The sequence below is a fragment of the Pseudomonas laurylsulfativorans genome (assembly GCF_002906155.1).
GTDB lineage: Bacteria > Pseudomonadota > Gammaproteobacteria > Pseudomonadales > Pseudomonadaceae > Aquipseudomonas > Aquipseudomonas laurylsulfativorans.
Genome location: NZ_MUJK01000001.1, coordinates 314,139 through 335,113, shown reverse-complemented (window position 1 = coordinate 335,113; position 20,975 = coordinate 314,139). Strand labels below are relative to the sequence as shown.

Here is a 20,975-nt window from a genome sequence, read left to right as displayed (position 1 = left end):
GCGATGAAGCCACCTCGGTTCAAGCCTTTTTCTTGTACGCAATGCAGTCGATCTCGACTTTGCAGTCGACCATCATGTTCGCCTGCACGCAGGCACGGGCCGGGGCGTGTTCGGGTTTGAAGTACTCGGAGAAGACCTTGTTGAAACTCGTGAAATCCCGCGGATCCTCCAGCCACACGCCAGCACGCACCACATCTTCCAGGCCATAGCCGGCCTCTTCGAGAATCGCGATCAGGTTCTTCATGGTCTGGTGGGTCTGTTCGACGATGCCGCCCGTAATGATCTCGCCATCCACCGCCGGCACCTGCCCGGAAACGTGCAGCCAGCCATCGGCTTCAACGGCTCGGGCGAAAGGGCGAGGCGTGCCGCCTGCAGCGGCGCTGCCGGTGCCGTAACGAGTAATGCTCATGAGTGTTTCTCCTGATTGAAAATTGATGGCTCAAAAACGCGTGTTCTTGAGAAATTCCGCCAGACGCGGCGATTGCGGGCGCTCGAACAGTTCCTTGGGAGGCCCCTGCTCTTCGATACGTCCCTGATTCATGAAGACGATCTTGTCCGAAACCTCGAAGGCAAAGCGCATTTCGTGGGTCACCAACAGCATGGTCATGCCTTCTTCGGCCAGGCCCTTGATCACATTCAACACTTCACCCACCAGTTCCGGGTCCAGCGCCGAGGTCACTTCGTCGAACAGCATCAGGCTCGGGTTCATCGCAATCGCCCGGGCAATCGCCACGCGCTGCTGCTGACCGCCGGACAACTGACCGGGAAAGTGATCGCGCCGTTCCAGCAGGCCGACGCGCTCCAGCCATTTCTCGGCCAGGGCCACCGCCTCGTCCTTGTGCAGCTTCTTGACCTTGAGCAGGCCCAGGGTGACGTTCTGCAACGCGGTCAGGTGCGGGAACAGGTTGAACTGCTGGAACGCCATGCCGGTCATGGCGCGATGGCGTGCGATGACTTTTTCCGGGTGGCGAATGCGTTTGCCGTTGACCTCGTCATAACCGATGGATTCGCCGTCAAGCAGGATCTGCCCGCCCTGGAACTCTTCAAGCATGTTCACGCAACGCAGCAGCGTGGTCTTGCCCGAACCGCTGGAGCCGATCAGCGTGACCACATTGCCGCGCTGCATGCTCAGGTCGACGCCCTTGAGCACTTCGAGCTGGTCGTAACATTTGTGCAGGCCGCGAATGTCCAGCAGGGGTTGGCCGTTTTGTGCATTGGTTTGAGTTTGAATCATGGCAAAGCCACCCGCTTTTCAATGTGCCGGCCGAATAATTCGATGCCGTAGTTGATGACGAAAAACAGAAATCCGGCGAACAGGTAAAACTCCAGGGTCATGAAAGTCCGGGCGATGATCTGCTGGGTGCTGAGCAGCAATTCCGCCACGCCGATCACCGACAACAGGGTCGAAGCCTTGACGATCTCTGTGGACGAGTTGACCCAGGTCGGCAGAATCTGCCGCAACGCCTGGGGCAACAGCACATAACCCAAGGCCTGGTAGAACGTCAGGCCGATGGCCTTGCTCGCTTCCATCTGTCCGCGCGGCAATGCCTGCAAGGCACCGCGCACGATCTCGGCGACGTGGGAGCCGCAGAACAGCGTCAGCCCCAACGCACCGGCCTGGAACGCGCTGATCTGCCAGCCGAGCGCCGGCGCCATGTAAAAGCACGCCAGCACCAGCACAAACACCGGCGTACCGCGAATCACATCGACGTAAAAACGAAACGGTGCACGCATCCAGAATTTGCCGTAGGTCAGCACCAGTCCGGTGACGACGCCAACCAGCGTGCCGAGCAAAATCGCCAACACCGACACCTGGACACTGGTGAGAAAGCCTTGCCACAGCACTTCCCGCGCCACCCACAACTCATGCAACCAACTGGGGGATTCGTACATGGGGCCTCCTATCGGCGAATCGCCAGACGCTGTTCGAGGTAACGCAGCATCATGGCAATGAGGTAACAGGCCGCGACATACAACGCAGTGGTCACCAGCCAGGTTTCAATCACCCGGTAGCTCTCGACATTGATCTTGCGCGCGTAATAGGTCAGCTCCGGTACGGCAATCGCGGCCGCCAGCGAGGTGTCCTTGAACAGCGAAATGAAGTTGTTCGACAGGGCCGGCAACACATTGCGCAGCATCACCGGCACGGTGACGTAGGCCTTGACCTGCCACTCGCCCAGACCAATGGCCAGGCCGGCTTCGCGCTGGCCCTTGGGAATGCTCAACAGGCCGCCGCGAAACACTTCGGTCAGGTAGGCCCCGGCGTACAGCGACAGGGTGATGATGAACGAGGGTATCTTGTCCAGACGGATCCCCAGGCTCGGCAACGCAAAGTAGATCAACAGAATCAACACCAGGATCGGCGTGTTACGAATCACCGTGACATACACCGACGCCAGTACCCGCAATGCGCGGTGCCTGGACAGCAAGGCAAACGCCATCATCAGGCCGATCACGCAACCGATGGCGATCGACACCAGGGCCAGTTCAAGGCCCAGGCCGAGCCCCGCCAGCAAGGTGTCGAAATCGCGCCACACGGCGGCAAAGTTCAACTGATAGTTCATGGTCAGCAGTACCTTGAGCGGGGCGCATGTGGGCGCCCCACTCTCACGGGATCATTTGAATTCGACTGGAAAACCGATGGCCGGGGTCGGCAGGTCCACACCGAACCACTGTTTGAACGACGCCGCGTAAGTCGGGAACTCAACGCCGGTCATGGCTTCATGCAGGGTGGTGTTGACGAAGTTCAGCCAGTCCTGATCGCCGCGTTTAACTGCGCACGCGTAAGTCTGCGGGCTCCAGGCGTAGGCCGGGCTGCGATAGCGGCCGGGGTTCTGCACCATCAGGTATTTTACCGAAGACTGGTCGGTGGCCGCCGCGTCGGCACGGCCGGAGTTCACGGCCTGGTACATCAGGTCCACGCTGTCGTACTGGTCGACCTTGGCCTTGGGCAGCGCCTGGTGCACCAGCTCTTCGGCATAAACGTTTTGCAGCACCGCCACCGTCAGGCCATCACCGGCGGTGTTCATGTCATCGATTTCCTTGTACTTGCTGTTTGCCGGCAGCAGCAGGCCGACACCTTCGCGGTAATACGGCAGGGTAAACGCCACTTGCTGGGCGCGGCTGGCGGTCACGGTGATGAACTGGCAACTGATATCGACCTTGTCAGTCAGCAGGTTCGGAATCCGCGCATCGGAGGACTGCACCACGTACTCAACCTTGCTCGGGTCGTTGAACAATCCCTTGGCGATCATGTGCCCGATATCGATATCAAAGCCCTGCAACTTGCCGTCCGCGCCCTGGAAGTGCCACGGCGCGTTGGTGCTGCCGGTGCCCACAATCAGTTTGCCGCGGGCCAGAACGCTGTCGAGCTTGCTGTCCGCCGCCTGGGCCACGCCCATGGCAGCGGCTGAAGCTGCGAAAAGAAAAACACACGCTTTGAACAAGGATGGTCGGCGATGCATGGCAAGCACTCCAGAAGATGTTTATTCCGCTATACCGGAACATGGTATGTAACAACGGAATAGACAGCAGAAAGTGTGCCACAGGATGCGGAGCGAATGTGAGCAGGATTGAAAGTTGTTTTGAATCAGAGGGATGCGTCAGGGGAAGAAAAAACGTTACCAAGCGCACGGGCAGACAGACGCTACCGTTGGCTACAGGGGGCGGGTATCTGGTTCACAACCGGGCGCACATGAATCAATTCGAAGCAAGACCTGCGAGCCAGGGTAGTCCATTGCCCCCCCACATCCGACTGCTTTATTGCCTGGTCAACCGTAAAAAAACAGTGAGGAATGCGTTAACAGCAACACCTTTGATGGTCAAATTCCAGCTGCATCGCTTGAGCCGTGGGCGCAAAACCCGACCTGAAGTCTCGGCGCTATGGGCGTTGATTCTCGACCGGTTGTACATTGGCAAGCGTACCCGCCAGTACCGGCAGGCGATGGGCAAGTAACGCCCAACGCAATTCCCTGTAGGAGCCGGCTTGCCAGCGAAGGTGTCTTCAATGTCGACGTATGGCACAAGACCGCTTTCGCTGACAAGCCACCTCCTACAGGGATCTTCTGTGCAAACTCAGCCCGGTAGCAGCTCGTCGATATGCCGGTATTCCGCCTGCAACTGCGCCGCCAACATCCTGCTGCGCCCGAGCCGAATCGGCCCGCGCTCGATGTCGATCAACAGCCCTGGGCACTCCAGCGTCGGCAACAGCGGCCAGTCCTTCAACCGGCCATCGGTCACCACCAACCACCGCTGCTGTTCTGCCGGAAAACGCTTCTGCCGTGCTGCAAGCCATTGCCCCGCTTCGCTCAATGCCGCCAGCAGCGGCGTGCCGCCACTGGCGCCGAGGCCATCGAGCCACTGGCGCAACCCCGTTGAAGCCTTCAATCCCTGCACCTGCCACCTGGGTGCAGCACCGCTGGCCGTGAGCAAGGCCAGTCGCGCACGCTGGCGATAGGCATCGTCGAACAACTGCGCCAGCAAGCCCTTGGCATCGCTCAATGCCTGATGACGGCGGGTCGAAGCCGAAGCGTCAACGATCACCAGCCACAGTTCATGGGGCGAACGAGTACGCAGCTCAAACAACAGGTCGTCGCGGTGACGCGGCCGGCCCTTGAGCAAGGTGCCGGGCCAGTTGACCGAGCCGCTGCGTGCTGCATGACGCTTGCCCTGTTTGCCGTGGTCCAGCCGCCCGGCACGGGGTCTGGCATTCGCCCCCGCGTCACAGCGAGAGCGAATGCCTAGGGCTTTTTTGGCCAGCTCGGCACTTCACGTCGTGCGCCGACCGGCAGCGCCTGTGCAGGCAATTCGCCCCACTGGCCCTGCCCTTCACTCGGATTGCCGTGCTGCGGCGCAGAGGGTTGCGGCGCATGGGATGGCTGAGGCGCCGGTGCCGAATGCTCGCGACGACGATGGCGCAAGGCGAACTCGGCGACGGCGTCGATATCCGCTTCGGCGATGGCCTTCGCTCCGCGCCAGGCAGCGTGAGCCCGGGCGGCCCGAAGCCAGACCAGATCGGCGCGCAAACCATCGACGCCAGCGGCAAAGCAACGTTCAGTGATGTGCTCCAGCGCCTGATCGTCGAGGGGAATGCTTGCCAGTGCGTTGCGTGCATTCTGGCAACGTTCGCGCAGAGTCGCCTGGGCAGACTCCCATTCGAGGCAGAAACCTTGCGGATCGCTGTCGAAATCCAGGCGACGGCGGATGATCTGCCCGCGCTCGGTCGGTGCGGTGTGACCTCCGAGGGCGACGTTCAAGCCGAAACGGTCGAGTAACTGCGGACGCAGTTCACCCTCTTCCGGGTTCATGGTGCCAATCAGCACGAACTTCGCCGAGTGCCGATGGGAAATGCCGTCGCGCTCCACCAGATTGGTGCCGCTGGCGGCCACATCGAGCAGCAGGTCAACGAGGTGATCAGGCAACAGATTGACCTCGTCGACGTAGAGCACGCCACCATCAGCCTTGGCCAGTACGCCGGGGGAAAACTGCGCGCGACCTTCGCCCAGCGCCGCGTCGAGATCGAGGGTGCCAACCAGGCGTTCCTCGGTGGCACCCAGCGGCAAGGTGACGAACTGACCGCTGGCCAGCAGGTCCGCCAGACCACGGGCCAGGGTCGACTTGGCCATGCCCCGCGGGCCTTCGATCAGCACGCCGCCGATTTTCGGGTCGATGGCAGTCAGGTACAGGGCCAGCTTCAAATCGTCGGCGCCGACCACGGCGGAGAGCGGGAAATGCGGGGTGTCGGTCATTGTTTTATCTCGGTCATGGTCGGTGATCTTCACGGGCGGCCTAATCCCTGTAGGAGCGAGCTTGCTCGCGATGGCGGAATGTCAGGCAACATTTTTGTCGACTGAATGAATGTCATCGCGAGCAAGCTCGCTCCCACAGGTTTAAGTGCGTCAGCTGTCTTCTTCTATATCCAGCAACAGATTCTCCAGCGCCTCGCGGTACTCGCCCGGCTCCTTCCACATCCCGCGTTGTTGCGCTTCGAGCATGCGTTCAGTCATGTCGCGCAGGGCATGGGGATTGTGTTCGCGAATAAAATCCCGGGTGTCCGGGTCGAGCAAATAGGCGTCTGCGAGCAAAGCGTACTGGTGATCATCGATCAACTGCGTGGTGGCATCGAAGGCGAACAGGTTATCGACCGTCGCGGCCATTTCGAACGCACCTTTGTAGCCGTGACGTTTGACGCCATCAAGCCATTTCGGATTGGCCGCCCGGGAACGGATCACCCGGTTCAGCTCTTCCTTCAAAGTGCGAATCTTCGGCAGGTCCGGCTGACTGTGGTCGCCATGATAACTGGCCGCCGCCTCGCCTTTCAGGCTTTCCACCGCGGCAAGCATACCGCCCTGGAACTGGTAGTAATCATTGGAGTCGAGCAAATCGTGCTCGCGGTTATCCTGGTTTTGCAGCACCGCCTGTACCTGGCTCAGTCGCTGGCTGAACTGTTCACGGGCGGCAGTGCCTTCGTCCGAACCGCCATAGGCGTAGCCGCCCCAGTTGAGGTAAACCTCGGCCAAGTCCTCACGGGTTTGCCACAGGCGACCGTCGATGGCGCCCTGCACGCCCGCGCCGTAGGCACCGGGCTTGGCTCCGAAAATCCGCCAGCCCGCCTGACGTCGTGCAGCCTCTTCATCGAGCCCCGCCTGCCGCAAGACTTCACGTTCAGCGCGAACCTTGGCCGCCAGAGGATTTAGGTCGTCCGGCTCATTGAGGTTGGCCACCGCCTGCACCGCCGCGTCGAACAGGCGAATCAGATTGGCAAAGGCATCACGGAAAAAACCGGACACCCGCAAGGTCACGTCCACCCGCGGACGGTCAAGCAAACTCAACGGCAGAATCTCGAAATCGTCGACCCGCTGGCTGCCGGTGGCCCAGACCGGGCGCACGCCCATCAGCGCCATGGCCTGGGCGATGTCATCGCCGCCGGTACGCATGGTCGCGGTGCCCCACACCGACAGACCGAGCTGGCGCAAGTGATCGCCGTGGTCTTGCAGGTGCCGCTCCAGAATCAGGTTGGCCGACTGGAAACCGATGCGCCACGCTGTGGTGGTCGGCAGGTTGCGTACATCCACCGAGTAAAAGTTGCGCCCGGTGGGCAGTACGTCCAGACGACCACGACTGGGCGCGCCGCTGGGGCCGGCCGGGACGAAGCGACCGCCCAGGGCATCGAGCAAGCCGCGCATTTCCGCCGGACCGCAGGCGTCCAGGCACGGAGCGACTACCTCGCGAAGGCCATCGATAATGGCTTGCACTTCAGTCCAGCCTGCCTCCTGTGGGAGCGGGCTTGTGTGGCGAGGGGGCTTGCCCCCTCGCCACACAAGCCCGATCCCGCAGGGGGTTGGTTTGCCGGTGTCTAACTCATCCGAAATCAACTGTGCGGCAAACAGTTCCAGACGCTCACGGGTATCGCCCGCCGTGCGCCACGTTTCGTCGCTGATAAGCGAAAGTGGTTCGGGACGCGGCCCGGTCCAGGGCTCGGCCAGTGCACAGTCCAGTGGGTCGAAGCCAAGCGCGAAGGCCTTGGCGAGCGCCCGCAGCAGGCTCGATTGCGCACCACGGCCATCGCCCCTGGGGATGCGCAGCAGTGCCAGCAAGGTGTCGATACGCAAACGCCCGATGGGCGATTCGCCGAACACATGCAGGCCATCGCGGATCTGCGACTCTTTCAGGTCGCACAGGTAAGTGTCGAGTCGGGGCAACCAGATCGCTGCGTCGGCATCGCTGTCGAGTTGGTCGTCCAGTTGCAGCTCACGGTCGATGTGCGTGTCGCGCACCAGTTGCAGGATGTCGCGCTGCAACTCGCGGGCGCGGCGCGGATCAAGCAACTGCGCTTCGTAATATTCGTCGGCCAGCAGTTCGAGGTTGCGCAGCGGCCCGTAGGTTTCGGCACGGGTCAGCGGCGGCATCAGGTGATCGATGATCACCGCCTGGGTGCGCCGCTTGGCCTGGGCGCCCTCGCCCGGATCGTTGACGATGAACGGATAGATGTTCGGCAACGGACCGAGCAGCGCATCCGGCCAGCAGTTTTCCGACAGCCCCACGCCTTTGCCCGGCAGCCATTCGAGGTTGCCGTGTTTGCCCACATGGATCACGCCATGGGCGCCGTAGGTGTGGCGCAGCCAAAAGTAAAACGCCAGGTAGCCGTGGGGCGGAACCAGGTCCGGGTCGTGATACACCGCACTCGGGTCGACCTGATAACCCCGGGCCGGCTGAATGCCGACGAAAGTCAGGCCAAAACGCAGGCCGGCGATCATCATCCTTGCGCTGCGACACATCGGGTCGTTTTCCGGTGCGCCCCAACGCTCAAGCACCGCCGCACGATTGGCTTCGGGCAGTGCGTTGAACATCGCCAGATAATCATCCATCGCCAGACTTTGCTGGCACGGACGCAGGTCGAGGGTGTCGAGATCGTTGCTGACGCCGCCGAGCAACTGCTGGATCAGCGCGGTGCCGCTATCCGGCAGCTCGGCCGGTAACGGATATCCCTCAGCATGCAGCGCCCGCAGGATATTCAGCGCCGCCGCCGGGGTGTCGAGACCGACACCGTTGCCGATGCGCCCGTCGCGGGTCGGATAATTGGCGAGAATCAAGGCAATGCGTTTTTCAGCATTAGGCACCCGCGCCAGTTCGACCCAGCGCCGCGCCAGTTCGGCAACGAAATCCATGCGCTCCGGTTGGGCCCGGTAGCAGACCACATCCGACTGACTGCGCTCACTGCGCCATGCCAGATCCTTGAAACTGATCGGGCGGCTGATGATGCGTCCGTCCAGTTCCGGCAAGGCAATGTGCATCGCCAGATCACGCGGGCCAAGCCCCTGTTCACTGGCGCGCCACCCCGGTTCGTTGTCCTGGGCGCAAATCGCCTGGATTACCGGGATATTGCGGCGAAACGGGCGAAGATGCGGTGCTTCCGGACTGGATTGAGCGAAGCCAGTGGTGTTCAAAATCACTGAAGCATCGACTTCATCCAGCCAGTCCTCGACCACCGAAAGGCAGCCGGGCTCTTTCAAACTGGCCAGCGCAATCGGTAACGGATTCAACCCCGCCGCCTGCAAACGCTGGCAAAAAACATCAATGAAAGCGGTGTTCGCCGCCTGCAAATGCGAGCGGTAAAACAGCACCGCCGCCACCGGTTGACCTACCTGCCAGTCGGCTTGCCAATCGCTCAGCGCGGCAGAATGTTTGTGCGGATGGTAAATCGCCGTGCGTGGCAGGGTTTGCGGTTCACCCCAGATGTAATCACAGGCCAGCCAGCGATTGGCCAGACAGCGGAAGAAATCCAGGGCATTGCCCATGCCGCCCTGGCGCAGAAACTGCCAGAGCCGATCGCGATCCTCAGCGCCGACAGTGCTCAGGTCACTGAGTTCCGGGTCCGGGCGATCATCACCCGGCACCAGGATCACCTGCACGCCGCGCTGTGACAGCTCGACCAGGCGCTCGATGCCGTAACGCCAGTAGGCGATGCCGCCGTGCAGCGAAATCAGGATCACCTTCGCATGACGCAGCACTTCATCGACGTACAAGTCGACCGAGGCATGGTTCTGTACCTGCATCGGGTTGGCCAGGCGCACGCTCGGGTAATCGTCGGGTAACTGCTGCGCCGCTTCGGCGAGCAGCGCCAGGCTGGAATCGCCGCTGCACAGGACCACCAGCTCGGCGGGGGTTTGTCCAAGGTCGGCAATGTTGTCATCCGACACGAAACCGCCGGGCTGGGTCCTGAGCAGGTGCATGGCTTACACGCTGAGCGCGGCGCGCAATTGCGCTTCGAGAACCGTGGCGTCCAGTTCCTGGCCGATCAGTACCAGACGGGTAATGCGCGCTTCTTCGGCGCCCCACTGGCGGTCGAAATGCTTGTCGAAACGCGTACCCACACCCTGGATCAGCAAGCGCATCGGTTTGTTCGGGATCGCGGCGAAGCCTTTGACGCGCAGGATGCCGTGCTGGACCACCAGTTGGGTCAGCGCATCCATCAGCAGGCTTTCGTCGGCTTGTGGCAGTTCGATGGAGATCGAATCGAAGGCATCGTGATCGTGGTCGTCATGGTCATCACCGTCGTGGTGGTGATCGTGATGGCTATGACGGCTGTCGATGTGTTCTTCGGAGCCAGCACCCAGGCCGATCAGCACGTCCAGCGGCAGGCGACCACTACTGGCTTCGATGATTTTCACCGCTGGCGGCAATTCTTCGGCGACTTCCAGGCGCACGCGAGCCAGGTCGGCCGGGCTGATCAGGTCGGATTTGTTGAGGATGACCAGGTCGGCACTGGCCAGTTGGTCGGCGAACAATTCGTGCAGCGGCGATTCGTGGTCCAGGTTCGGGTCGAGCTTGCGCTGGGCGTCGACCTGGTCCGGGAAGGCAGCGAAGGTGCCGGCGGCCACGGCCGGGCTGTCGACTACAGTGATGACTGCGTCGACCGTACAGGCGCTGCGGATTTCCGGCCACTGGAAGGCTTGCACCAGCGGCTTGGGCAGGGCCAGGCCGGAGGTTTCGATGAGGATGTGATCGAGATCGCCGCGACGGGCCACCAGTTCGCGCATCACCGGAAAAAATTCTTCCTGGACGGTGCAGCACAGGCAGCCGTTGGCCAGCTCATAGACACGGCCGTTGGCTTCTTCTTCGGTGCAACCGATGGAGCATTGCTTGAGGATTTCGCCGTCGATGCCCAGTTCGCCAAATTCATTGACGATCACCGCAATGCGGCGACCCTGGGCGTTATCGAGCATGTGCCGCAGCAGCGTGGTTTTACCCGAGCCGAGAAAGCCTGTGACGATGGTGACGGGGAGTTTGGCCAGTGTTTTCATCGGATGCCCTATGGCTAGGTGGCGGGCATACGGGACGACAACCGGCAACGCGGGCGCGCGTGCCTGAAGAGTTCGCCACCGGATCACCCCGCCCGGTTGAAAGTGAGAATCTGTGACGAGGCAGGTCTCCTGGCTGACGGTGTGCCGGCCTTGAGCCTGGCATTCGCTGCGCCTTCCCGCCGGGCTCATGGTTTGAGTCAGCAGTGGCGTGGCAACGAACATCACCGTTCACAGTTGCGGGGGCAGCCGCGGCATCGACCGCGTTCCCTTCTTAGCTTCGACAAACGCCGAAGAACCTCGAAAGCGCAAGGCTACGCATCGTATTGGGGCGGGTCAATGCTTGCGATCCCTGTGGCGAGGGGGCTTGCCCCCGTTCGGCGGCGAAGCCGTCGCAAATCCAGAGTGCACGCTTTGCCTGGATAAAAGTAAGGGGTCGCTTCGCAACCCAACGGGGGCAAGCCCCCTCGCCACAGGTATTTAGTTGAGAACCCATGCCAATTGACGCCCAACCCCCGCCCATGCTCTCCTACGCATCTTGTTACGGGTGCCCTTCACAGGGTGAAACGGGAAACCGGTGAATCATGTGCTTTACTCTTAAGCCATGTCAGTCCGGTGCTGCCCCCGCAACGGTAAGCGAGCGAAGCGTCAGATCCACTGTGCCATTGCGGCATGGGAAGGTGATGCTTTCAGGATCAGGCATACACCTGCGCCCCTCGTGAGCCCGGAGACCGGCCCGCAACACAAAGTGACCAATACGATCACTGAAACAACAAACCCGCGGTGGGCGGGCGCTGTTTGAAACGTTGCGCGCATGGTCGTGCAGGTTTTTGCATGCGCTCTTATTCCCCGCTGACTGACCAGAGGGAAACGCCATGTCGATCATCAGCAGCACCGGCCACACCACATCCAGTACCACCTCTACCCTGGCCCAACGCCTGACCGCCGCCGTCTGCGCGTCGATCCTGGGCGCCTGCCTTGTGTATTTCGCCGGTTTCTCGCACATCGAAGCGGTGCACAATGCCGCCCACGATACCCGTCACAGCTCCGCGTTCCCGTGCCATTGAGACCTGCCGACATGATCAAGCGTATTGCGCAAACCGCAGGTTTCACCGGGCTGCTGGCCGCCCTGCTGCTGACCCTGCTGCAAAGTTTCTGGGTCTCTCCCCTGATTTTGCAGGCCGAAACCTACGAAAAAGCCGAACCGGCCGCAGTTGAAATGCATGAGCACGCTGACGGTGCCATGGCTGCCCACACCCACGATGCCGAAGCCTGGGAGCCGGAAGATGGATGGCAGCGCGTGCTGTCGACCACCGGCGGCAATCTGGTGGTGGCCGTTGGTTTCGCCCTGATGCTGGCCGGCCTGTACACCTTGCGTGCGCCGACCAAAACCTCTCAGGGTCTGCTCTGGGGCCTGGCCGGTTATGCGACGTTCGTACTCGCGCCGACCCTCGGCCTGCCACCTGAATTGCCCGGCACTGCCGCGGCCGATCTGGCGCAACGGCAACTGTGGTGGATCGGTACCGCCGCCTCCACCGCCGTCGGTATCGCCCTGATCGTATTCAGCCGTCACTGGCTGATGAAAGTCCTTGGCGTGGCAATCCTTGCCGTTCCTCATGTGATTGGCGCACCGCAACCGGAAGTGCATTCGATGCTCGCTCCGGAGGCGCTGGAGGCCCAGTTCAAAATCGCTTCGCAGCTGACCAACGTGGCGTTCTGGCTGGCCTTGGGCCTGATCAGCGCCTGGTTGTTCCGCCGCAAAAGCGATGGCCAATACCACGTATGACTGATGTCAGCACAGCGCCGACCCTGGTGGTCGGCCTGGGCTGCCAGCGGGGCTGCCCCGTCAGCACGTTGCTGGCGCTGCTCGACCAGGCGCTGGAGGCACACCAGATTGCTCGTCATGAAATCAAGGCGCTGGCCAGCATCGATTTGAAGCGCGACGAACCTGCGTTGATCGAACTGGCACAGCAGCTAGGTCTTGAGTTGATGTATTTCAGCAGTGAACAACTGGCCGTCTATGAATCGCAGCTCAGTCATCAATCGCAAATAGCGTTTGAACGCACCGGTTGTTACGGCGTGGCGGAAAGCGCCGCACTGGCCCTGGCCGAACAACTGGCCCAGGCCCCGGCAAAACTGCTGATTCCCCGACAAAAATATGCCCAGGCGACCCTGGCATTGGCCGGCGCGGCATAAAACCCCCGATAATCCCCGCCTCGATCATGAACATTCTTCATCTGAAGCCCTGTTCAGCCCCTTTTTCCCACAGGAACCGACGATGACCGTCTACTTCATTGGCGCAGGTCCCGGCGACCCCGAACTGATTACCGTCAAGGGCCAGCGGCTGATTCGCAGCTGCCCGGTGATCATTTATGCCGGTTCTCTGGTGCCAGCCGCCGTACTCGAAGGTCATTGCGCCGAACAGGTGGTCAACAGCGCTGAACTGCACCTGGAACAGATCATCGACCTGATCAAGACCGCCCACGCCAAAGGCCAGGATGTTGCCCGGGTGCACTCCGGCGACCCGAGCCTGTATGGCGCCATTGGCGAGCAGATTCGCTATCTGCGTGAGCTGGGCATTGCGTTCGAAATCGTACCCGGCGTTACGGCCACAGCCGCTTGTGCAGCGCTTTTAGGCGCGGAACTGACGCTGCCGGACGTTTCACAGAGCGTGATTCTGACGCGCTACGCCGAAAAGACCGCCATGCCACCGGGCGAGGAGTTTTCCAGCCTGGCGCAGCACGGCGCGACCATGGCGATTCATTTGGGGGTCAATCACCTGCCGAAGATCGTTGAAGAATTGCTGCCGCATTACGGCGCCGATTGCCCGATTGCGGTGGTTCACCGCGCAAGCTGGCCGGATCAGGATTGGGTAGTGGGAACGCTTGAGGACATTGCCGGGAAGGTTGCAGCCAAGGGCTTTCGTCGTACGGCGTTGATTCTGGTCGGTCGGGTGCTGGGCAGTGACCACTTCAGCGAGTCATCGCTGTATCGCGCGGGGCATGCGCATCTCTACAGACCCTGATGCACCACCACCCCCTCGCCACAGGTTTCCAATCACCCATAAAAAAACGGCGCTCACGGGGCGCCGTTTTTTCGTTTCGCAGCGAACACCTTAGTAGTAGGCGTTTTCTTTCTGCGTGTGGTCGGTCACGTCGCGAACGCCTTTCAACTCAGGGATGCGCTCGAGCAAGGTGCGCTCGATGCCTTCCTTCAGCGTCACGTCGGCCTGGCCGCAACCCTGGCAACCACCGCCGAACTTCAGGACGGCGATGCCGTCTTCGACCACGTCGATCAAGCTGACCTGACCGCCGTGGCTGGCCAGCCCCGGGTTGATCTCGGTTTGCAGGTAGTAGTTGATGCGCTCGTTGACCGGGCTGTCGGCGTTGACCATCGGTACCTTGGCGTTTGGCGCCTTGATGGTCAGCTGGCCGCCCATGCGGTCGGTGGCGTAGTCGACAACGGCATCGTCCAAGAAGGCTTCGCTGAAGTGGTCGATGTACGCGGTGAAGCTTTTGAGCCCCAGCGCGGTATCTTCGGGTTTTTCTTCGCCCGGCTTGCAGTAGGCAATGCAGGTTTCGGCGTACTGGGTGCCAGGCTGGGTGATGAAGACGCGGATGCCGATGCCCGGGGTGTTCTGCTTGGAGAGCAGATCAGCCAGATAATCGTGGGCGGCGTCAGTGATGGTAATAGCGGTCATGGAAACTCCTCGCAGGCTTGGGCGCAGTTTACGCCAATCAACGCGCCGGACAAAGTCCTAGTATTTTTGTCGGGAAAAGAAACACCGATCACCCTGTGTGAACGGGCTTTTGTGGCGAGGGGGCTTGCCCCCGCTGGACTGCGCAGCAGTCCCATTTTTTGGGGCCGCTTCGCGACCCAACGGGGGCAAGCCCCCTCGCCACGGAAGCCCGGCCCCACAAGGGATCTGCGTCCGATCAAAGGTTCTCGTAGCGGTTCATATCCAGCACGCCCTCTTCCACCGGTTCGGTTTCGTGGATGTAGCGGCTCAGGTCATGGAAATACCGCCAGAATTGCGGATGACTGCGGCGTATACCCCAACGTTCGACGATTTTCTCGAAGCTGTCGCTATCCTTGGCGTTCTCCATTGCATCGACAAACGCCGGCACTTGCCCGGCCGGGACGTTGAACATGAAGTTCGGATAGCTGCTGAGCACGCCCGGAAAAATCGTCAGGGTGTCGAGCCCCGGCTGGTAGCGCAGCGATTCGCCGAGCAGGAACGCGACGTTGCTGTGGGCACGGTTGCGCAGCAGGCTGTAGATCTCACGCTTGCCGCTGCCGGTTTCGATACGCAGCATGGTCGCTTCCGGCAGTTGATCAATCACTTTCAACCCGGCTGCCGGACGCGAGGTCAGTCGACTCAGTACCTGCTCGGCACTTTGCAGGTCCGGATCTATGTTCGGCCGCGAGCAGTAGGCGCCGTCGCAGCGGTTGATCGGGTCGGGCCTGGCATTGAGATCGCCATAACGGGCCAGCAATTGCGTGGCAAAATCGCGCTTGGGATCCCGCGGATCAAGTTTCAGCGCAGTCGGCTTGTCATCGTCGATGGACTCGTAGTCCAGCCACATCTTGAATTTGCCGCTGTTCTGATACCAGTCGTCGAGGTAGCCATCCCGGGAGTCGGCGGGCATCAGGCGCAGGAAGTTCTGCTCGGCACCGTTGCGGATCAGGTCGAAATACAGGCGCGTCTGGGCCTGGTGGGATACGTTGCCGAACACATCGAAGTTCACGGCCAGTTGATAGTAGGTGCGTTCCAGCAGCGGATAGTCGAACAGCCACATCGTCTGCGGCACATCGCCGATCAGGCCCTTGGTCACCGAAGCACTATCGAAATGGCGGAAGATGCTCAGCAGTGCGTTATCGTTGCCGGCCCACAGGCTTGACCAGCTCGGTGCAGGCTCGTCGGCGTAGCTGTCCCGGCGCAAGGCTTCGTACTCATTGCGTTTGTCGCGGTAGTCGTGCCACAGGCTCAGGACGCTGCCGACATCATCGTTCTGCCCCGGCATCGCCAGCAACGGCGTGGCCTGCCCGCGATAGTTCGGATCGATGATGTAGAGGTCGTGCTCGGGCGCCTGGAACAGTGCCCAGAAGTTGTCGCGAATGACATCCGTGGCGATCTGCCCGCGGCACACCGGGCCGCGGATAAACGTGCGCACAAAGTACTCGGCGTTATCGAGCATGAACTGATAACGCGCCTGGGCCGGAATCGCTTCGAAAGTGGCAAACGGGTTGGCCCGGCTATGCGGCCCGTAGCCCGGTAACGCATTGACCTGCCAGTTGCCGCTGTAGAACAGCGATTTGACCCGTGCCAGCTTCGCCGCACTCAGCGCATAAGTGATGTGGGTCTTGTGTACGATCACGCCCTGCACCGGCCTCAAGCGATAGTAAAACTGCGTGCCCGGATCATCGTTCGGGCGACGGGTGTTGATCAGGTCAATCGGCTGGCCGGTCGGCGTGCGCGAACGCACCCACTGGAAGAAATGCCCTGGCTCGCCATCCTTGAAATACAGATGGGCAAGGAACCAGTGCTCGTACAGCCAGCGCCCCACCAGGCTTTCCCGGGCGCCCGGCGAATTGAGCAGGTTTTCCCACAGGACCACCTGCTGGGTTTCGGCTGCGCTGGGGGCCAGGTCCTGCTGATCGATAGGCGCCCCTGCCGCCAGCCAGCGTTGCAGCGTCTGGTACTGCTGGTCGGTCAGGCCGGTCACCGCCAGCGGCATGCCCTCCTTCGGATGCGCAGCGGCATAACCACCAAACTCCGCGGGCATGGCACACACGTTTTCCCGGTTCAACCCCAGGACGATGTCTTCAGGCAATTTGGCATTGGGTTGCAATGGGGTGTTGTGGCCCAGCTCCAGCATCCGCGCCATCAACGCAGCCTGGCTGCCCTGGGCATCGAGCACCGAATAGAAGCCCTTTTGCTGCCAGGCGGATTTTCCGGAGGCGTCCAGAAACAGCCGCGTCGGTGCCACCGCTTTAGTGCGGTCACCGTCATAAACCGGGACTTTCGTTGCGCCACGCGCCGTGCCCTCGCCACTGCCCAGATTGAGCTGACAGGCGGCGTCGTTGCAGGCATGGCAGGCCACGCACTGTTCAGTGAAGATCGGCTGGATGTCGCGGCTGTAGGAAATAGAAGATGAAATGGCAGAGGAAATCGCCGGGCTTTGCGCCACTGCGCCCCAGCTTAAAAACAGCAGCAATGTGCTGATGACGAAGCGGTACGACATGTCCCTGGTCCTGAATCCTGAAAAAACGTCGCGATTCTACCGGTCTGCCACCCCTGCCAACATGAACGATATTCATGCAAATTCGAGTCATGCTCTAAAAGCGCACAGGTTTGCTATCATCCCGGCCCTTCGTCATGGTCTTACCGAGTAGTCCAAATGTCCGATCGCAGCGTTCGCCTTCAAGCTCTCAAGCACGCCCTCAAAGAGCGCATCCTGATTCTCGATGGCGGTATGGGCACGATGATCCAGAGCTACAAGCTTGAAGAGCAGGATTACCGTGGCAAACGCTTTGCTGACTGGCCGAGCGATGTCAAAGGCAACAACGATTTGCTGGTACTGACTCGCCCGGACGTGATTGGCGGCATTGAAAAAGCCTACCTCGACGCTGGCGCCGACATTCTGGAAACCAACACCTTCAACGCCACCCAGATCTCCCTGGCCGACTATGGCATGCAAGGCCTGGCGTACGAGTTAAACGTAGAAGGCGCACGCCTGGCGCGCAAGGTTGCCGACGCCAAGACCCTGGAAACCCCGGACAAGCCGCGCTTCGTTGCCGGCGTGCTCGGTCCTACAAGTCGCACCTGCTCGTTGTCCCCGGACGTGAACAACCCCGGCTACCGCAACGTGACCTTCGATGAGCTGGTGGAAAACTACACCGAATCCACCAAAGGCCTGATCGAGGGCGGCGCCGACCTGATCCTGATCGAAACCATTTTCGACACCCTCAACGCCAAGGCCGCGATCTTCGCCGTACAAGGCGTGTTCGAGGAACTGGGCATTGAGTTGCCGATCATGATTTCCGGCACCATCACCGACGCCTCCGGCCGCACTCTGTCCGGCCAGACCACCGAAGCGTTCTGGAACTCCGTGGCCCACGCCAAGCCGATTTCCGTCGGCTTGAACTGCGCCCTCGGCGCCAGCGAATTGCGCCCGTACCTCGAAGAGCTGTCGAACAAGGCCAATACCCACGTTTCCGCGCACCCGAACGCCGGCCTGCCGAACGAATTCGGCGAGTACGACGAATTGCCGTCGGAAACCGCCAAGGTCATCGAAGAGTTCGCCCAAAGCGGCTTCCTCAACATCGTCGGCGGCTGCTGCGGCACCACGCCGGGCCACATCGAAGCCATCGCCAAGGCCGTGGCCGGTTATGCGCCGCGCGAGATTCCGGACATTCCCAAGGCTTGCCGCCTCTCGGGCCTGGAACCGTTCACCATCGATCGCAGCTCGCTGTTCGTCAACGTCGGCGAGCGCACCAACATCACCGGTTCCGCCAAGTTCGCCCGCCTGATCCGCGAGGACAACTACACCGAAGCCCTGGAGGTCGCCCTGCAGCAGGTCGAGGCCGGCGCCCAGGTGATCGACATCAACATGGACGAAGGGATGCTCGATTCGAAGAAGGCCATGGTGACCTTCCTCAATCTGATCGCCGGCGAACCGGACATCTCCCGCGTACCGATCATGATCGACTCCTCGAAATGGGAAGTGATCGAAGCCGGCCTGAAATGCATCCAGGGCAAGGGCATCGTCAACTCGATCAGCATGAAGGAAGGCGTCGAGCAGTTCATTCACCACGCCAAACTGTGCAAGCGCTACGGCGCCGCGGTGGTGGTGATGGCCTTCGACGAAGCAGGCCAGGCCGACACCGAAGCGCGCAAAAAAGAAATCTGCAAACGCTCCTACGACATTCTGGTCAACGAAGTGGACTTCCCGCCGGAAGACATCATCTTCGACCCGAACATCTTCGCCGTGGCCACCGGTATCGAAGAGCACAACAACTACGCTGTGGACTTCATCAACGCCTGTGCCTACATCCGCGACGAGCTGCCGTACGCGCTGACGTCCGGTGGCGTGTCCAACGTGTCGTTCTCGTTCCGCGGCAACAACCCGGTGCGTGAAGCGATCCACTCGGTGTTCCTGCTGTATGCGATCCGTAGTGGCCTGACCATGGGTATCGTCAACGCCGGCCAACTGGAGATCTACGACCAGATCCCGATGGAGCTGCGCGACGCCGTGGAGGACGTGATCCTCAACCGCACCCCGGAAGGCACCGACGCCCTCCTCGCCATCGCCGACAAGTACAAGGGCGACGGCAGCGTCAAGGAAGCCGAGACCGAAGAGTGGCGCAACTGGGACGTCAACAAGCGTCTGGAGCACGCGCTGGTCAAAGGCATCACCACCCACATCGTCGAGGACACCGAAGAATCACGCCAGTCGTTCGCCCGCCCGATCGAAGTGATCGAAGGCCCGCTGATGTCTGGCATGAACATCGTCGGCGACCTGTTCGGCGCCGGCAAAATGTTCCTGCCACAGGTGGTGAAGTCCGCTCGCGTGATGAAACAGGCCGTGGCGCACCTGATCCCGTTCATCGAACTGGAAAAAGGCGACAAGCCGCAAGCCAAGGGCAAGATCCTGATGGCAACCGTCAAAGGCGACGTGCACGACATCGGCAAGAACATCGTCGGCGTGGTGCTCGGTTGTAACGGCTACGACATCGTCGACCTCGGCGTGATGGTCCCGGCGGAGAAAATCCTCCAGGTGGCCAAGGAACAGAAGTGCGACATCATCGGCCTGTCCGGCCTGATCACCCCGTCGCTGGATGAAATGGTGCACGTCGCACGCGAAATGCAGCGCCAGGACTTCCACCTGCCGCTGATGATCGGTGGCGCGACCACGTCCAAGGCACACACGGCGGTGAAAATCGAGCCCAAGTACAGCAACGACGCGGTGATCTATGTCACCGACGCCTCTCGTGCCGTGGGCGTGGCGACCCAGTTGCTGTCCAAGGAACTCAAGGCCGGTTTCGTCGAGAAAACCCGCCAGGACTACATCGAGGTTCGCGAGCGCACCTCCAACCGCAGTGCCCGCACCGAACGCCTGAGCTACGGCGCGGCCATCGCCAAGAAGCCGCAATTCGACTGGGCGACCTACACACCGGTCAAGCCGACGTTCACCGGCACGCGGGTGCTGGACAACATCGACCTCAACGTTCTGGCCGAATACATTGACTGGACGCCGTTTTTCATCTCCTGGGACCTGGCCGGCAAGTTCCCACGCATCCTCCAGGACGAAGTGGTCGGTGAAGCCGCTACCTCGCTGTACAACGATGCAAGGGAAATGCTGCGCAAATTGATCGACGAAAAGCTGATCAGCGCTCGCGCGGTGTTCGGCTTCTGGCCGGCCAACCAGGTGCATGACGACGACATCGAACTCTATGGCGATGACGGCAAGCCAATGGCCAAGCTGCATCACTTGCGCCAGCAGATCATCAAGACCGATGGCAAGCCGAACTTCTCCCTGGCCGACTTCGTCGCGCCCAAGGACAGTGAAGTGACCGACTACGTGGGTGGCTTCATCACCACCGCCGGTATCGGCGCCGAAGAAGTGGCCAAGGCCTACCAGGACGCTGGCGACGATTACAACTCGATCATGGTCAAGGCACTGGCCGACCGCCTGGCCGAGGCCTGCGCCGAGTGGCTGCACCAGCAGGTGCGTAAAGAACATTGGGGTTACGCCAAGGATGAGACGCTCGATAACGAAGCGCTGATCAAGGAGCAATACACCGGCATCCGTCCGGCACCGGGTTATCCGGCCTGCCCGGACCACACCGAGAAAGCCCAGCTGTTCGCCCTGCTCGATCCTGAGGCCGAGGAAATGCGCGCAGGTCGCAGTGGGGTGTTTCTCACCGAGCACTACGCCATGTTCCCGGCGGCGGCGGTCAGCGGTTGGTACTTCGCCCACCCGCAGGCGCAATACTTCGCCGTGGGCAAGGTCGACAAGGACCAGGTACAGAGCTACACCTCGCGTAAAGGTCAGGAGTTGAGTGTGACCGAGCGCTGGCTGGCACCGAATCTCGGTTACGACAACTGAGTGATCAACTGAAAAAACCTTGTGGGAGCGAGCTTGCTCGCGATAGCGGCGTATCAGTCAACAT

At 61.2% G+C, this 20,975-nt stretch carries 16 protein-coding genes, 1 pseudogene and 2 riboswitches; of the genes and pseudogenes, 6 read left to right on the top strand and 11 right to left on the bottom strand.

Annotation, left to right across the window (positions count from 1 at the left end):
- Nucleotides 1-19 precede the first annotated feature (19 nt).
- From B0D71_RS01490 to B0D71_RS01470, 5 genes are read right to left on the bottom strand one after another with little or no spacing between them, the layout of a single operon-like run.
- Nucleotides 20-409 (bottom strand): RidA family protein, encoded by a 390-nt coding sequence (locus B0D71_RS01490; protein ID WP_103393151.1) that lies wholly within the window; start codon nt 407-409, stop codon nt 20-22.
- 30 nt (nt 410-439) lie between these two features.
- Entirely contained in the window at nt 440-1,234 is a 795-nt protein-coding gene (locus B0D71_RS01485; RefSeq protein WP_103393150.1) for an amino acid ABC transporter ATP-binding protein, read from the bottom strand.
- Nucleotides 1,231-1,893, bottom strand: a complete 663-nt coding sequence (locus tag B0D71_RS01480) for an amino acid ABC transporter permease (RefSeq protein ID WP_103393149.1) — start codon at nt 1,891-1,893, stop codon at nt 1,231-1,233. The genes B0D71_RS01485 and B0D71_RS01480 overlap by 4 nt, the downstream gene beginning before the upstream one ends.
- Nucleotides 1,894-1,901: 8 nt before the next feature.
- Entirely contained in the window at nt 1,902-2,564 is a 663-nt protein-coding gene (locus B0D71_RS01475) for an amino acid ABC transporter permease (RefSeq protein WP_033063194.1), read from the bottom strand.
- A 51-nt stretch (nt 2,565-2,615) separates the two neighbouring features.
- Complete coding sequence (locus B0D71_RS01470) at nt 2,616-3,464, bottom strand: transporter substrate-binding domain-containing protein (RefSeq protein ID WP_103393148.1); 849 nt, start codon at nt 3,462-3,464, stop codon at nt 2,616-2,618.
- A gap of 350 nt (nt 3,465-3,814) precedes the next feature.
- On the opposite strand from B0D71_RS01470, the pseudogene B0D71_RS01465 reads away from it, so the two are divergent.
- Nucleotides 3,815-3,955 (top strand): annotated as a pseudogene (locus B0D71_RS01465) (2,4-dienoyl-CoA reductase); the annotation flags it as partial.
- Between the two features lie 119 nt (nt 3,956-4,074).
- On the opposite strand, the gene B0D71_RS01460 reads toward B0D71_RS01465, so the two are convergent.
- The 4 genes from B0D71_RS01460 to cobW form a co-directional block, all read right to left on the bottom strand.
- A complete protein-coding gene (locus B0D71_RS01460; protein WP_165798670.1) occupies nt 4,075-4,620 on the bottom strand; it encodes a VWA domain-containing protein in 546 nt (181 codons plus the stop codon).
- A gap of 119 nt (nt 4,621-4,739) precedes the next feature.
- Nucleotides 4,740-5,747, bottom strand: a complete 1,008-nt coding sequence (locus tag B0D71_RS01455) for a magnesium chelatase ATPase subunit I (protein ID WP_103393146.1) — start codon at nt 5,745-5,747, stop codon at nt 4,740-4,742.
- A 150-nt stretch (nt 5,748-5,897) separates the two neighbouring features.
- A complete protein-coding gene (cobN, locus tag B0D71_RS01450; RefSeq protein ID WP_103393145.1) occupies nt 5,898-9,731 on the bottom strand; it encodes a cobaltochelatase subunit CobN in 3,834 nt (1,277 codons plus the stop codon).
- 3 nt (nt 9,732-9,734) lie between these two features.
- Nucleotides 9,735-10,802: a cobalamin biosynthesis protein CobW gene (cobW, locus tag B0D71_RS01445; protein ID WP_085725701.1), complete on the bottom strand. Its 1,068-nt coding sequence runs from the start codon at nt 10,800-10,802 to the stop codon at nt 9,735-9,737.
- 102 nt (nt 10,803-10,904) lie between these two features.
- A riboswitch (cobalamin riboswitch) is annotated at nt 10,905-11,117 on the bottom strand.
- 210 nt (nt 11,118-11,327) lie between these two features.
- A riboswitch (cobalamin riboswitch) is annotated at nt 11,328-11,553 on the top strand.
- Nucleotides 11,554-11,674: 121 nt separating this feature from the next.
- On the opposite strand from cobW, the gene B0D71_RS01435 reads away from it, so the two are divergent.
- The 4 genes from B0D71_RS01435 to cobM all read left to right on the top strand — a co-directional run bounded on the left by B0D71_RS01435 (nt 11,675) and on the right by cobM (nt 13,824).
- The gene (locus B0D71_RS01435) at nt 11,675-11,866 is read left to right on the top strand and encodes a CbtB domain-containing protein (RefSeq protein WP_103393144.1); all 192 of its coding nucleotides are present in this window, start codon (nt 11,675-11,677) and stop codon (nt 11,864-11,866) included.
- 11 nt (nt 11,867-11,877) lie between these two features.
- Nucleotides 11,878-12,585, top strand: coding sequence for a CbtA family protein (locus B0D71_RS01430; RefSeq protein WP_103393143.1), 708 nt, complete (start codon nt 11,878-11,880; stop codon nt 12,583-12,585).
- Nucleotides 12,582-12,995, top strand: coding sequence for a cobalamin biosynthesis protein (locus tag B0D71_RS01425; protein ID WP_103393142.1), 414 nt, complete (start codon nt 12,582-12,584; stop codon nt 12,993-12,995). The genes B0D71_RS01430 and B0D71_RS01425 overlap by 4 nt, the downstream gene beginning before the upstream one ends.
- A gap of 82 nt (nt 12,996-13,077) precedes the next feature.
- Entirely contained in the window at nt 13,078-13,824 is a 747-nt protein-coding gene (gene cobM / locus B0D71_RS01420) for a precorrin-4 C(11)-methyltransferase (RefSeq protein WP_103393141.1), read from the top strand.
- 90 nt (nt 13,825-13,914) lie between these two features.
- Here the strand turns inward: cobM and nfuA are convergent, their stop codons facing one another.
- Both nfuA and B0D71_RS01410 read right to left on the bottom strand, forming a co-directional pair.
- Nucleotides 13,915-14,499: a Fe-S biogenesis protein NfuA gene (nfuA, locus tag B0D71_RS01415; protein WP_007941757.1), complete on the bottom strand. Its 585-nt coding sequence runs from the start codon at nt 14,497-14,499 to the stop codon at nt 13,915-13,917.
- Nucleotides 14,500-14,734: 235 nt separating this feature from the next.
- The gene (locus B0D71_RS01410) at nt 14,735-17,044 is read right to left on the bottom strand and encodes a fatty acid cis/trans isomerase (RefSeq protein ID WP_103393140.1); all 2,310 of its coding nucleotides are present in this window, start codon (nt 17,042-17,044) and stop codon (nt 14,735-14,737) included.
- Nucleotides 17,045-17,200: 156 nt separating this feature from the next.
- On the opposite strand from B0D71_RS01410, the gene metH reads away from it, so the two are divergent.
- On the top strand, nt 17,201-20,911 hold the full coding sequence (metH, locus tag B0D71_RS01405) for a methionine synthase (RefSeq protein ID WP_103393139.1): 3,711 nt from the start codon (nt 17,201-17,203) through the stop codon (nt 20,909-20,911).
- The last annotated feature ends 64 nt before the right edge of the window (nt 20,912-20,975 follow it).

Bases quoted from the DNA above. Each gene is read 5' to 3' on its own strand.
- B0D71_RS01480 (WP_103393149.1), bottom strand. From the start codon at position 1,893: ATGTACGAATCCCCCAGTTGGTTGCATGAGTTGTGGGTGGCGCGGGAA.
- B0D71_RS01425 (WP_103393142.1), top strand. From the start codon at position 12,582: ATGACTGATGTCAGCACAGCGCCGACCCTGGTGGTCGGCCTGGGCTGC.
- B0D71_RS01485 (WP_103393150.1), bottom strand. From the start codon at position 1,234: ATGATTCAAACTCAAACCAATGCACAAAACGGCCAACCCCTGCTGGAC.
- B0D71_RS01410 (WP_103393140.1), bottom strand. From the start codon at position 17,044: ATGTCGTACCGCTTCGTCATCAGCACATTGCTGCTGTTTTTAAGCTGG.
- B0D71_RS01435 (WP_103393144.1), top strand. From the start codon at position 11,675: ATGTCGATCATCAGCAGCACCGGCCACACCACATCCAGTACCACCTCT.
- B0D71_RS01455 (WP_103393146.1), bottom strand. From the start codon at position 5,747: ATGACCGACACCCCGCATTTCCCGCTCTCCGCCGTGGTCGGCGCCGAC.
- metH (WP_103393139.1), top strand. From the start codon at position 17,201: ATGTCCGATCGCAGCGTTCGCCTTCAAGCTCTCAAGCACGCCCTCAAA.
- B0D71_RS01430 (WP_103393143.1), top strand. From the start codon at position 11,878: ATGATCAAGCGTATTGCGCAAACCGCAGGTTTCACCGGGCTGCTGGCC.
- B0D71_RS01475 (WP_033063194.1), bottom strand. From the start codon at position 2,564: ATGAACTATCAGTTGAACTTTGCCGCCGTGTGGCGCGATTTCGACACC.
- cobN (WP_103393145.1), bottom strand. From the start codon at position 9,731: ATGCACCTGCTCAGGACCCAGCCCGGCGGTTTCGTGTCGGATGACAAC.
- cobW (WP_085725701.1), bottom strand. From the start codon at position 10,802: ATGAAAACACTGGCCAAACTCCCCGTCACCATCGTCACAGGCTTTCTC.
- B0D71_RS01490 (WP_103393151.1), bottom strand. From the start codon at position 409: ATGAGCATTACTCGTTACGGCACCGGCAGCGCCGCTGCAGGCGGCACG.
- nfuA (WP_007941757.1), bottom strand. From the start codon at position 14,499: ATGACCGCTATTACCATCACTGACGCCGCCCACGATTATCTGGCTGAT.
- B0D71_RS01470 (WP_103393148.1), bottom strand. From the start codon at position 3,464: ATGCATCGCCGACCATCCTTGTTCAAAGCGTGTGTTTTTCTTTTCGCA.
- cobM (WP_103393141.1), top strand. From the start codon at position 13,078: ATGACCGTCTACTTCATTGGCGCAGGTCCCGGCGACCCCGAACTGATT.